Here is a 12,212-nt window from a genome sequence, read left to right on the forward strand (position 1 = left end):
GTTTGTGGCCCGTCCGATGACGGAACGGGCCTTGTCCTCCGATCAGCTTCCTTCAAACCGCGTGGTTTCCACAGATGATGACTGGATGCCCATCCGGTCATGCAGATCCTGCATGTGCGTACAGCGCAGCGCCATCGGCCGTGGTTGATAGCCGCGATGAAACAACGCCAGCCATCCTCCCCCCCTGTCGTCGGGCGCCAGTCCGGTGAACACGAACCCCATGTTCGATAGCGTGTGTTCTGCGGTGTCGAAACCTTGTGCCAACCTGAGCCGGATCGAGATCATCCAGTGCGCGGGCAGACGCTCTAGCTGCGTCAGCAGACTGGCGTCCAGCTCCTTGAACGTCCCGTCGTAACGGTCGGCATTCTGTTCGAGATGCACCGGGGCACCGATCCATGGCGACGCGGTCGGCTGCGTTCCGAATACTGCGCATTGGCGCAGCATGAAATCGCGACACGCCACGGGCCAGGCCAACGCCGGAATTGCGCGTTGATAACCGTCGATGGGTTGATAACCGATGAGCAGCGTCACCGGCTCCGACTCGCCATACGGAGATCGGGCGTAGTCAGGCAAAACGCCGATGTTGTGAAAGCCGAGGCGGGCAGCCATGCGTTGCGTGTAGTCATGGTGGGTGACCTGCTTGATCGTCACGCCTTGACAGCCCAGCGCCTGGGCGTGAATCAACAGGTGCTGTGACAGCCGGGTAGCGATGCTCTGGCCGCGGGTATCCGGGTCAACCACGGTCAATGCCAGTTCAGCGATACATGACCCTTTGGCGCGCACGAGCGTGGCATGCCCCAGCATCTGATCATCGGCCACCGCCACCAGTGAGTGCCAGCGACCCGCCGCGTGGTTCTGGTTGATCATGCATGGCAGGTAGACCTGAGGTTGCACGTAACAGTCGCCATAAACCTTGCGAAACAAATCGGTAACGGCCGAAGCGTCGCTCTTGCGGAAGCTTCTCAGAATCACGCTTTGCATGATGAAAGCTCCTGAGGCGAACTGTCGTACTCGCGCAGATCGATTACCTGGCGGTGCTTGCCCGAACGCGGATGGCGTGACAGCGCTTCGACCGGGCAGCACTGCGTGTGCAAATCGAGGAGCTGATCGGCGCGCAGTTGGTCAATCAGTGGGTAGTGTTCGATCAACGCCTGGCGCAGTGCGCGATTGGCCTCGGCAGGTGTAAGCGTGGTGCCGACCGGCGCCCATTTCACGCTCAGTACATCTTTGCGCCCGGTCTGCTCGATGACCAATTGCCAGTCGACACTGCCAGTGCAGCGTTGCACGAGCTCGCCAAGCGTGCGGGTCAGCAGCGTCAATATGCCCACGCGCACACGCTGGCTGTCAGCGCTGCGGCCCAGCAACGCGAATTTGCGCATCGGCGTCGCGCAAGGCTCGCGCCAGCAGGCCCGATCACCCACCGGGTAGCGGATCATTGGCATCAGGCGCCGCGTGAGGTTGGTCGTCACCAGCATGCCGATGCGATCACATTCAGTAATCACTTCGCCGGTGTGCTCGTCGATGATCTCCAGAACGCTGTGGCCATCCGGCGTTCGGTGTTCACCCAGGATGCAATCAAGATGACTGGCGCCGAGGAACCCGGCGTCGACGCTGGCGTAGCCCATCGAGGCAACGCGCACGTTGGGGAAGACCCGGCCGAGCAATTGCAGTTGCGCGGGGAACAGGCTTTCGCCGCCGTAGAGCAGGGTTTCAACGCCGTACAGCGTCTGGTCGTGTTGATCCAGCCACGCAGCGAATGTCAGTAGCTGTGCAGGTACGCCGGCCAACACATTGATCCGTTGCTGCGCAATCGCTTCGGCCAGAACTGCGGGCTCGACCATGCCGGTAAACGGAAATTCGACGACCCCCGGCCCTGCGTGTGCCAAGGCATCATGCACAAATATGAAACTGGCATACAGGTCGCCTACAAAGAACAGGTTCGCCACGCGGTCGCCTGCATTCAGTTGCTGCGCAAGACTGTTGCCGAAGTCTTGCACCAGCATTCGCCATTCTTCCCGGTCGAATACCGAAAACCGGCCTTCGCCGGTGGTGCCTCCGGTTTTGTAGATCAGTGCGTTGCTTATCGCGCAACTCAGCACTGGCCACTGGTCCAGATCATGGCTGTCTTTCCAATAGGCAACCGGGTCGACGATCGGCAGTTCGCTGAGCAAACGTATGTGTTCGGGTACGCCGGTGAAATGCTCGCGGTAAAAACTTGAATGCTCACGCGCGAAAGCGACCAGCTCGTTCAGTTCAATGAAGTCGTTCATGACGTTTGCTCCAGAGCGACCGTGCGAGTGGCGGGTGCAGATCGCGGCGGGCGCCGGTTATCGATCACCAGCGGTGTCTTGCCGCTGTGGGTATTTCGCGCGAATTGCCCTTCGTCGCAGACTTCAGCGTCCACGCGCAGCAACCCGGTCTGAATCACCGTGGCCAGTGTCGGGTAGTTCAGCAGTCGCGCATGCACCTCGTCTGGCGCTGTTGCGCTGCGCAACAGCATGCGTTCGAGTCCGTCATCCGCGTGATCCAGCACCAACTGAAACGGTGTTTGCAGGTGCTGCGCCAGTTCCGTCAGAGAGATGAAGTCCGTGCCGATGCGCAGCAGCTTGCCGTGGCGTTGCAGCAATTCGAAGCGTGGCGATGTGAGGCCGCATGCGCATGGACCGTTGACCCAGCGGCCGCTGTCGCCGATGTCGTAACGGTGAACGTGCTGGCCTTCGCGAGCGATTGATGTAAATAGCAGTCGACCGATTTCATCGCCGCTGACTGGCTGATCTGCCTCGAGCGCGACTATTTCCAGATGCTGCGCGTCGCTCATCAGGTGAAACACACCATCACCCGTAGCCGCGCAGGCATGGCCCAACGGGCCGGCATCGACGCTGCCGTAGATCGCCGAGCGAATCAACGTGGCGCCGCAACTGTGCATCAGCTGGCGGCTTTGCTCACCCATGTGCTCGCCGCCGAGGAAGATTTTTTCCACGCCGCCATAGTCGCGCAGTCGCTGCCCCTCATTGAGAAACAGGCGGTGCAGGGTGCTGGGCATACCGACCAGCGTTGTTACACGTTGATCGACGATCAGTTGGGCAATTTCGCTGTAATCGTCGTCGGCCGGCGCACCCATCGGCAGATGCGTCACGTCCAGTTGCTCGAGGACCTTGGCGAAACTGAAGAACCCCCCGTACAAGCCACCGCAGAAGAACAGATTCATCACCCTGTCCCGGGCTGGATCGAGACCGGCGGCAAACAAACCGTCGGCCGCGGCGCGCATTTGCTGGTAGAAGTCGCGATAGCTGTAGCCCGCCAACGCTGGCACGCCGCTGCTGCCCCCGGAGCGGAAGTACAGCTGCGCCGACGGATTGATCGGGTGCGCGGCAAACGCCTCTTTGCTCAGGATCGGCTGGCCGATGACGCAGGGCGCTGATGGCAACGCGTCAAGTGTGGCATGGCGGGGCAATATCGCTGGCGACAGGCTGACCGACACCCGTCGGCTCAAGCGTTGCAGGGCGTAGACGCCATCGTGCGGCTCGCCATCGTAGCCATCATGGATCGCCTCGATCGGCGTGATGCGGGTGATGCCTGCCGCAATCAGCGTGCGCGACAATTCGGCAGATTCTTGCTCGGCGCAGATCAGTGCACAGCTTTGCAGGACATTGCGCCAGGGCAGCAGAGTGCCGCAGATGAGTGCCCGCGGCAGCGGTTTGAGCAGCAAGGTGCGAAACAGCGGCGAGGGCTCTAGTTGCCGGTCGTGCGCCCAGATCACCCGCCATCCCGCTGCGTGCCAGACCTGGCCGGCGGTCCCGGCGAAACTCCGGGCAAGGTTGGCCAGGGCAGTGCGGGTGGTGATTTCCGAGGCTTCCTGAAGCGTAGGCAGCAGGGCCGGCCATTGCGCGGCGCGGCGCTCGAAAGCAGCGGCCAGGCCCGCGCCGATTGCGCGCAATACAGCCTCGTCGTCGCTGTCCACCAACAGCCACTGCGGGCTGGAACAGGCTTGCTGATCGAGGCGGCAAACTTCATCCACCACGCCATCCAACACCTGTGGCGCGACTGCGTCCGGCGTCAGATACGCGCAACTGATGCGGTGCCCCCAGTCAATCCAGCGACAGCCCGCCGGAATTTGCTGGCGTATCGCTTGCAGCGCCGACTCGCCACCCCATGCCGATACGCCGTTGGCCATTTTGCACAGTTCGGCGATTTGGTTCGTGGTGGTCGGCAGCACGGCGATGTGGCCGGCCAATTGGCCGCTGGGGTCGCACTGCAGCAGGGCGTGGAGCAGTTGCGCGGTCAGACCCCGATCACTGCTGCTGGGCCGCAGCCAGTTGATATTGCCCGCCAGCAGACCCTCGACCACCGCGCAGAATGCCAGCAGCGGGGCATTGCCCGGTGTGATATGCACCACCAGTCCCAAAGGACTCCAGCGTTCGAAGCGCGACTGCCGATAGTCGATTCGCCGCAATGACTCGGGATGCTCTCCCAGCTCGCGTCGAAGCTTGCGCAGCAGTGCTTGCGGCTGGCAGAACTCGATCAGTGCCAGACGTTGTTCCGGATCCAGGGGCAGTGCGGTTTCTGCTGTCTGTAGTCGCGCAGCGAAGGCGGTGACTGCCGTGATCACGGTCGTACTGTTTAGCTCGCTACTCAAATGCTGCGGCAGTTCAAGGTGCAGCTGCTCGAGTACAGACTCGAGGTTGCAATCGTCGTGCAGTTGGCCGTTGATAAGGTACATATCAGTGTCTCCCCAGCAGTTCGGATGCCGCCATCGCGCAACTTCTGCCCGCCGTGGTCGCGGCGCGGCCATGCAGTTCGAACCAGTCGCCAGTCAGGCCGCAACCGCAACTTTCGCCCGGGTACAGAGTGGCGAGATCGCTCATGACTACTGCATGTGCGGGACTGGATGAAATGTACGGTGAAACAAAACTCAGCAAACCCGGCTGGCCGTAGGGCAGGACAGCCGCGTCGTATGGACTGCGCACAAACACCTTTGCATACACCGGCACATGAAAATGATGGTTGGCACATTCGACATAAGGCACCGGGTGCTCGACCGCGCCGTAACCGTCACGGCAGCGGGCCAGATCCATGCCCAGTTGTTGGTGCATCCGCTGGTACAACTGCTGACGGGGAATCTCTTGCGCGGCACGGTCTTTCCAGCCGCCGCCAAACAACGCCAGTGAATCAGGCGCCAGTTGCAGGTCCGCCACCCCGGTGGCGCGCATGCGTTGCAGCACCTGCCAGAGGAACGCCGGGAAGCCGATGATCCGCACCGGCAAGCCTTGAGCAGCGAATGCCTGCAACGCTGCGATCACCCCGAAACCATCGAATTCATGCCCGCTGGCGGTGCGCCGCAGTGCATAAACCACCTGATTGACCGGCGCGAATCGACATAGAAACTGGTCCGTGTAAGAGGTGCCCAAAGTGATGTCGCCTTCCGGTTCATAGCTCAGCAGCAAGTAGTTGCACGGTGTCTGCGGGGTATCCCAGCCGTAATGATCGAAGATCCGCTGCACCATGTACTGCGCCGCCCGCAGACTGCGCTCGTCGTAGCGCATTCTGCTCTGCTGGCCGCTGGTGCCGGACGAGGTAAGCTCCAGCGCGTCGCGGCCGGCGGTGCTGAGCACTTGTTGTTGCTTGAAAAAGTTGGCATAGATCGGCGGTAATCGCGACCAGTCATCGAGGCCGTCGAGATCCTGCACGGCGAGCCCATTGGCCTTCAGCCAGTGCACATAACCCGGTGTGTGCTGGCTGTGAAACCGGCAGATTTCGGCCATCGCCTGGTCAAACAAACCTTCCGGCACGGAATCCGGGCAATAGGGATGCGGCAACGCACACAGCGCGTCGCTATGGGGGAGTTGAGTCATGGGAGTCCTTATTGTTATTCGGTAGATGCGATGGGCGGGGAAGTTTTCTGTAGAAAACGGTAAAGCAGCGGCAGGCTCGACAGGCCGCTGAATGCGGCGTACAGCGCAAAGGATTCGAGGCCGGTTGCGCCGCCAATGACTGCAATCAGCGAACCGCCAAGCCCCATCACGGCAATCGAAATCATGCCGACTGCGGCGGAGACCAAACCCTTGCTGTCATCACTGGAAAACAACGCCAGGCGGTACAGTGCGGCGTTGCTCATTCCCAGCCCCACGGCATACACCGCAAGACCGCTGATCAGCAGTCCGAGGGATGTGCCGAACAGTGCGCTGCCGAGCAAGAGCAACAAGCCAAGGCAGAACGGCCACAAGGCCAGGCGAATCAAATGCGCCAGTTCGCGTGAAGCCAGTAAACGGTCAAGGATCAGATTGCCGCAGATAACTGCCGAGAAAATCGGGATTTGCCACAGGCCATATTCCAGCGTGGACAAGCCCAGCAGTTGCACCAGCAACAGCGGCGCAAGTCCGATCCAGGCTATCAGCGGCAAACTCATCAGACCGAGGGCAAGGCACGCGCCGAGGAATTGGCGGTTGCGCAACAGCGCCAGGTACCGTCGACGCAACGCCTGCCCGGAAAACCGCATCGGTGCCTGCTGCCCGCCATCGCGGCGCATGACGCCGATGGTTTCCGGCATGCAGGCGTAGAGGCACAGCCAGACTGTCGCTGCGGCAAGGCCCAAGCCGAGAAACAGTCCACGCCAGCTCAGCCATTGGAGTAACAGAGTGCCGAGCAGAGGGCCGAGCAGTGGCGACAGTAGGGTGACGTTGCCGAGCAGGGCCATCAGGCGCACGGCATCTGCCTCGCTGAACACTTCCTGAAGCGCCGGATAGCTGACCGCCACGACGAATCCGATGCCCATGCCCTGCACCAGTCGTAGTGTGTTGAACACTGCGATGCCGGGTGCAGCGATCGCGGCTGCACAGGACACCGCGAAGAGTGCGCAGCCGATCAACAGCAGCGGACGCCGGCCGAAATGATCGGACAGTGGACCGATCAGCCATTGCAGGCACACGCCGCCGATCAGGTAAAGGTTGAAGGCGTTGGGGATATGCGCGGGGTCGGCCGCAAATTCTGCAGTGACCGTGAGCATGGCAGGCATGATCACGTCGCTGGCCATATAAGTCAGCAACTCGAACAAGGTGATGGCCAGGCAAAAGCCGAGCGTTTGTAACGGCGGGATAGTGATCAGTGTCCTTTGCATACGCTTCCATGTCGTTTGATTGGGAGCACAAAGGGTAGGGGCGCAGGTGCGGATTTTCCTACGCTGCAGGTACGACAAAAAATGTCTTCAGTTTGCCTGGTGTTGCAATGTACATAAGTCGCACGCAGGTGGGCGAATGGGACTACAGGCCGGGGATGATGGAGCCACAAACCCTGCCCACATTCATGCAGGCAGAGCTTGAGGTGCTAAACATTTTTTTGCAGTTGCTGCCGGATTTAACCCCGCATGAAGCCAAAGCTCTTCGTCGGCTGTAACATGAGACCCGTTTGCGGCGGCGCATCCCCGTAACACGGTAAGCGCATGGCGTGCATGCCGATACAAACCGGATACATTTCCAAGCTTCAGGAGCCTGTAATGACCAACTCGCAACGCTTGAAATATTCGATTCTGATTGCCCTGACGGTACTGGCGATCATGCTCGGCCTGTCCTGGCTGCAAAACGCCGGCAAAATCACTGAGCAGATGTTTCAGTACGTCGCCATCGGCGTGGCGGTAATCGTGGTAGTAATCAATGGCGTGATGCGCCGCAAGGTCAAGCCTTGACGGCGCCTGTCGCAGGCATCAATCGCTGTTGAGTACCGCGGCAGCCTGCGGGTGCAGGCTGTAGCTCTTGTCGGCATTGAAGGTGATCACGCCTTCGGCGCACAGGCGCTTGAGTACTTCGCGCACGCTGAGAAACGACAGCGGAATGTCCAGCTCGAGCAACTGGGTATGCACCCCGCGCACGCCCAGACGACGCTCGTCCTCGGCGGCGACCAGCAAGGCATCGAGGACTTTCAGCCGGATCAGGCTGGTGCGCAGGCCGAAACTCTTGAGCAGCACACGAATGCGCTCATTACCATGACGTTCGACCCGATGTTTGAAAACGCTGGCGCTGGAACCCATTGAAGCCCCTTGCGGCGCCTGGCTACCGTCCGTTGGTAGGTGTGGGGTGTACATGCGATTACTCCTTTCAGAGCCTGCTCAGGAAAAGTTTTTTGGTTGCTCTCTGGGTATAAGACGAATCAGCTCGCAAAATCATGAACGGCAACATGTAGAAAATTTGTCGCCGATTCGTCGTTTCTCCGTAATCACGGCGCAAAACCCCGGGCCTGGGGGCTAAATTTTTTTTTCCGGCTTCGTTTCTTGGGAAGGCTCATGGCGCGTGGACGCGTGGGTGTTTTCAGAACGGATCCGGCGTGCCCTCGTACTTGAGCACAACACGCCCTTCGGCATTCTTCATCAGGAGCGAGCGTGATCAATACCAGACAGTTAACCGGCGTGGCCGTAGCCGGCATGTTTCTAGGACTGAGTCTGTCCGCACAGGCGTTCAGCCCGTCCACCGAGACCGGCGCGGATATCCGCCGGACAGCGTTCGGCGTCCCGCATATCCGCGCTGAAAACGAACGCGGCCTCGGCTTTGGCATCGGCTATGCCTACGCGCAGGACAACCTTTGCCTGCTGGCCAACGAGATCGTCACCGTCAACGGCGAACGTTCACGCTACTTCGGGCCAGAGCAGTTGACCGTTGAAGAACGCGAAAACCGTGTCAGCGACGTTTTTTTCACCTGGCTCAACACCCCGCAAGCGGTGCAGGCCTTCTGGCAGGCGCAGCCTGTCGAGGTGCGTGATCTGGTGGAAGGTTATGCCGCCGGTTACAACCGCTATCTCGCCGAACGCCGTCAGCAGGGACTGCCGCAGCAATGTCAGGGCGAGTGGGTACGCGACATCGCCGCCGAAGATCTGGTCAAGCTGACCCGGCGGCTGCTGGTCGAAGGCGGTGTCGGCCAGTTCGCCGAAGCACTGGCAGGTGCAACGCCACCGCAGGCGACCGCTCAGGTTCAAAACCACACTCGTTCCTATGAACTGGCTGATGCGCGCATGCAACGCTTTGCACTGGACCGGGGCAGCAACGCGGTGGCTGTGGGCAGCGAGCGCTCGTTCAACGGCCGCGGCATGTTGCTGGCCAACCCGCACTTTCCCTGGGTCGGTGGCATGCGCTTCTATCAGATGCACCTGACCATTCCCGGCAAGCTCGATGTGATGGGTGCGGCGTTGCCGGGGTTGCCGATGATCAACATCGGGTTCAACCAGCATGTTGCCTGGACGCATACGGTTGACTCGTCCAAGCATTTCACCTTGTATCGTTTGCAACTTGATCCGAAGGATCCAACGCATTATCTGCTCGACGGCAAATCCCTGCCGTTGACCAAGCAAACCGTGACGGTGCAGGTCAAACAGCCCGACGGCCAGCTCGTGCCGGTGGCGCGTGATATCTACAGCTCACAGTTCGGCCCGATCGTGCAGTGGCCGGGCAAACTCGACTGGGACAAGCAATACGCCTACAGCCTGCGCGACGCCAACCTCGACAACGACCGCGTGCTCAAACAGTGGTACTCGATGAACCGCGCCGCCAATCTCAAGGATTTGCAGGATTCGGTACACAAGATTCAGGGCATTCCGTGGGTCAACACCCTGGCAGTGGATGATCAGGGCCAGACGTTGTACATGAACCTGTCGGTGGTGCCGAACGTCAGCGCCGACAAACTGGCCAAGTGCAGCGATCCGCGTATTGGCCTGGAGATGATCGTGCTCGACGGCTCCAATAGCGCCTGTGCCTGGGACATCGATCCGCAAGCGGCGCAGAAAGGCATCTACGCCTCCAGCCAGTTGCCGCAGCTGCTGCGTAAAGATTTCGTGCAGCACTCCAACGACTCGGCCTGGCTGGCCAACCCGGCGCAGCCGTTGACCGGATTTTCGCCGCTGATCAGCCAGGAAGGCCAGCCGCTGGGCTTGCGTTCACGTTTTGCACTGGATCGACTGGGTGTCTTGAGCAAACACGGCGCTGTGTCGGTTAAAGACCTGCAACACATGGTCATGGACGATCAGGTGTACCTCGCGACTCAGGTGGTGCCGGATCTGCTCAAGTTCTGCGCCGGTGATCTGGGCGCGGATGCGCCTGCGGTAAAACCGGTGTGTGTGAGCCTCAAGAATTGGGACGGTCGGGCCAACCTGGATTCGGGAATCGGGCTGATGCACTTCCACAGCATCATGCAGACGTTGCAGCAATCCCCTGATGTCTGGCGCGTGGCGTTTGATCCGAAGGATGCGCAACACACCCCGCGCGGGCTGGCGGTCGAAAAACCTGAAGTGGCCAAAGCCGTGCGCGAAGCGATGCTGGCGTCAGTCGCTTCGAGCGAAAAAACGGGCTTGAAACCTACGACCCGTTGGGGGGATGTGCAAGTGGTCAGCAGCGGCGGCCAGCAAACGCCGATTCATGGCGGTCCGGGTACGCTGGGGATCTACAACGCGATCCAGAGCGTGCCGCGCGAAGATGGCAAACTCGAAGTGGTCAGTGGCACCAGTTATCTGCAAGTGGTGACGTTCGACAAGGATGGGCCGCACGCTCAGGGCCTGTTGGCGTTTTCGCTGTCGAGCGATCCGGCATCAAAATACTCGCGCGATCAGACCGAAGCGTTCTCGAACAAGCAGTGGAGCGTACTGCCCTTCACTGAACAGCAGATCAAGGCTGATCCGCAGTATCAGGTGCAGTCCGTGCGCGAAGCGTCAGACGTAGCGGGGAAGGTGGTCAGTCAGTAACGGTTAGACCAGCTGCGCAAGAAGGCCGCCTCCCTCTCGGGACGCGGCCTTCAGCTTTTTGGCGGTTGTTGCGGCATTGAATTGATCACCGGGTTGCCTTCCTTGTTGCGCGTCAGATAGACCGGCAACACGCGTGGCAAAGAGCTCACCAGGCTGTTGAGTTCCTTGACGTTGTAGATCCCACCCACGCGGATATTGCCCACGCTGCTTTCGCCAAGCATCAGCGGCTTGTCCAGATAGCGGTTGATCAGCGGCAGCGCCTCGCTCAGCGCCAGGTTATCCAGTACCAGCTTGCCGTTACGCCAGGCCAATGAGCTGTCATTGGCGTAGGTCTGGCTGATTTGCGGCATGTAGTCGCCAGGCTTGTAGCGAGCCTGCATCGATGGCCCGAGGCGCAGACCATCGCCGGACAACTGCGAATTGCTGGCCACCAGCACCGAACCTTCGACCAGGTTGACCTTGACCTGATCTTCGTACAGCCAGACGTTGAAACGTGTGCCGGTGACCCGAATCCGGCCTTCGCCGGCCTTGACGATGAACGGATGGCTCATGTCGTGGCTGACTTCGAAGAACGCTTCACCCTTTTTCAGGGTGACCCGGCGCTCATCCTTGTAGTTGCTGAAGGTCAGCTCGGTATTAAGGTTAAGCTCGACCTGGCTGCCGTCGCCGAGCGTTACGTGACGGACATTATCAGTGGCGGCGAAATGCTCGAAGCTGTTGGGCAGCCAGCCAAGATTCCATCCCGCGAATGCGCCGAGCGGCAATGCCAGCGCACAGACCGAAGCTGCCAACGCGTAATGGCGCCAGGATTTCAGCGGTTTGCCGATTGGCGCGACCAGCGCAGACTCCGGGCGCGGCAAGTGCTCGGCGACTTGCCAGATTTCCAGCATGGCTTCGTACTCGAATGCGTGCAGCGGATGCGCAGCAAACCACTGTTCGAAGGCGTGGCGCTCTTGAGCACTGCAATCGACGGCATGCATACGCATACACCAATGCGCGGCGGCATCGGTAATGGCATCGTATTCGGCTTCCGAGAGGGTGTCTTGGGTCATTGACTCATCCTGATTTCGCGCATTCTACCCTTCAGCGGAGTCTGCCGAGAACATCACTCATGGCAATTACCCATCAAAGTGGAACTTATTTTTCACTCAGGCGCCCAAAAACCAGGACGTCCTGTTACCACTATCCACAAATGGAGTGAAAAAATGATCAAAAGAACTTTGGCTGCCGTGGTTGCTACTGCCAGTCTGTTGAGTGCCGGTGTCGCGCTGGCCGACCGCCCGGGCGCCGGCTGGATCACCATCGAAAAAGCCATCGAAATCGTCAAGACCAAGGCCGGTTATGTTGAGGTCTACGAGATTGAAGCCGACAACAACGGCTATTGGAAAGGCGAGGGGCGCAAAGCTGACGGCGTGGTCTACGAGTTCCGCATCGACGGCGCCTCCGGCAATGTACTGCGCGATCAGAAAGACTGATTCAGCGCATCACCAGCAAAATG

10 protein-coding genes are annotated in these 12,212 nt (G+C 60.2%); 3 read left to right on the plus strand and 7 right to left on the minus strand.

The window, feature by feature from the left end; translation table 11 throughout:
- Positions 1–42: 42 nt before the first annotated feature.
- The 5 genes from ACP7EE_RS07875 to ACP7EE_RS07895 are packed head-to-tail and all read right to left on the minus strand — an operon-like array spanning position 43 to position 7,114.
- Positions 43–981, minus strand: a complete 939-nt coding sequence (locus ACP7EE_RS07875; protein ID WP_426234120.1) for a GNAT family N-acetyltransferase — start codon at positions 979–981, stop codon at positions 43–45.
- Positions 969–2,270: a phenylacetate--CoA ligase family protein gene (locus ACP7EE_RS07880; protein ID WP_426234121.1), complete on the minus strand. Its 1,302-nt coding sequence runs from the start codon at positions 2,268–2,270 to the stop codon at positions 969–971. The genes ACP7EE_RS07875 and ACP7EE_RS07880 overlap by 13 nt, the downstream gene beginning before the upstream one ends.
- Positions 2,267–4,720, minus strand: a complete 2,454-nt coding sequence (locus ACP7EE_RS07885) for an aldehyde dehydrogenase family protein (RefSeq protein ID WP_426234122.1) — start codon at positions 4,718–4,720, stop codon at positions 2,267–2,269. The genes ACP7EE_RS07880 and ACP7EE_RS07885 overlap by 4 nt, the downstream gene beginning before the upstream one ends.
- 1 nt (position 4,721) lies before the next feature.
- Positions 4,722–5,852 carry an acyl-protein synthase gene (locus ACP7EE_RS07890; protein WP_426234123.1) on the minus strand — a complete coding sequence of 377 codons (1,131 nt, stop codon included), beginning with the start codon at positions 5,850–5,852 and terminating at the stop codon, positions 4,722–4,724.
- A gap of 14 nt (positions 5,853–5,866) precedes the next feature.
- Positions 5,867–7,114: an MFS transporter gene (locus ACP7EE_RS07895; RefSeq protein WP_426234124.1), complete on the minus strand. Its 1,248-nt coding sequence runs from the start codon at positions 7,112–7,114 to the stop codon at positions 5,867–5,869.
- 375 nt (positions 7,115–7,489) lie between these two features.
- On the opposite strand from ACP7EE_RS07895, the gene ACP7EE_RS07900 reads away from it, so the two are divergent.
- Entirely contained in the window at positions 7,490–7,678 is a 189-nt protein-coding gene (locus ACP7EE_RS07900) for a hypothetical protein (RefSeq protein WP_420649874.1), read from the plus strand.
- 18 nt (positions 7,679–7,696) lie between these two features.
- Here ACP7EE_RS07900 and ACP7EE_RS07905 read toward each other — a convergent pair whose 3' ends face one another.
- Positions 7,697–8,074 carry a fe2+ zn2+ uptake regulation protein gene (locus ACP7EE_RS07905; protein WP_420649873.1) on the minus strand — a complete coding sequence of 126 codons (378 nt, stop codon included), beginning with the start codon at positions 8,072–8,074 and terminating at the stop codon, positions 7,697–7,699.
- Positions 8,075–8,410: 336 nt separating this feature from the next.
- Between ACP7EE_RS07905 and ACP7EE_RS07910 the strand changes: the two genes are divergently transcribed.
- Positions 8,411–10,714: an acylase gene (locus tag ACP7EE_RS07910; protein ID WP_426234320.1), complete on the plus strand. Its 2,304-nt coding sequence runs from the start codon at positions 8,411–8,413 to the stop codon at positions 10,712–10,714.
- 50 nt (positions 10,715–10,764) lie between these two features.
- On the opposite strand, the gene ACP7EE_RS07915 is transcribed toward ACP7EE_RS07910, so the two are convergent.
- Positions 10,765–11,766 (minus strand): FecR family protein, encoded by a 1,002-nt coding sequence (locus tag ACP7EE_RS07915; protein WP_426234125.1) that lies wholly within the window; start codon positions 11,764–11,766, stop codon positions 10,765–10,767.
- 153 nt (positions 11,767–11,919) lie between these two features.
- Here ACP7EE_RS07915 and ACP7EE_RS07920 point away from each other — a divergent pair, with 153 nt between their 5' ends.
- Positions 11,920–12,189: a PepSY domain-containing protein gene (locus ACP7EE_RS07920; protein ID WP_426234126.1), complete on the plus strand. Its 270-nt coding sequence runs from the start codon at positions 11,920–11,922 to the stop codon at positions 12,187–12,189.
- Positions 12,190–12,212 lie beyond the last annotated feature (23 nt).

The sequence above is a fragment of the Pseudomonas sp. TWP3-2 genome, from assembly GCF_049897765.1.
GTDB lineage: Bacteria > Pseudomonadota > Gammaproteobacteria > Pseudomonadales > Pseudomonadaceae > Aquipseudomonas.

Excerpts from the sequence above, each read along its gene's own strand:
- ACP7EE_RS07895 (WP_426234124.1), bottom strand. The coding sequence starts at position 7,114 with ATGCAAAGGACACTGATCACTATCCCGCCGTTACAAACGCTCGGCTTT.
- ACP7EE_RS07910 (WP_426234320.1), top strand. The coding sequence starts at position 8,411 with ATGTTTCTAGGACTGAGTCTGTCCGCACAGGCGTTCAGCCCGTCCACC.
- ACP7EE_RS07885 (WP_426234122.1), bottom strand. The coding sequence starts at position 4,720 with ATGTACCTTATCAACGGCCAACTGCACGACGATTGCAACCTCGAGTCT.
- ACP7EE_RS07875 (WP_426234120.1), bottom strand. The coding sequence starts at position 981 with ATGCAAAGCGTGATTCTGAGAAGCTTCCGCAAGAGCGACGCTTCGGCC.
- ACP7EE_RS07905 (WP_420649873.1), bottom strand. The coding sequence starts at position 8,074 with ATGTACACCCCACACCTACCAACGGACGGTAGCCAGGCGCCGCAAGGG.
- ACP7EE_RS07890 (WP_426234123.1), bottom strand. The coding sequence starts at position 5,852 with ATGACTCAACTCCCCCATAGCGACGCGCTGTGTGCGTTGCCGCATCCC.
- ACP7EE_RS07920 (WP_426234126.1), top strand. The coding sequence starts at position 11,920 with ATGATCAAAAGAACTTTGGCTGCCGTGGTTGCTACTGCCAGTCTGTTG.
- ACP7EE_RS07915 (WP_426234125.1), bottom strand. The coding sequence starts at position 11,766 with ATGACCCAAGACACCCTCTCGGAAGCCGAATACGATGCCATTACCGAT.
- ACP7EE_RS07900 (WP_420649874.1), top strand. The coding sequence starts at position 7,490 with ATGACCAACTCGCAACGCTTGAAATATTCGATTCTGATTGCCCTGACG.
- ACP7EE_RS07880 (WP_426234121.1), bottom strand. The coding sequence starts at position 2,270 with ATGAACGACTTCATTGAACTGAACGAGCTGGTCGCTTTCGCGCGTGAG.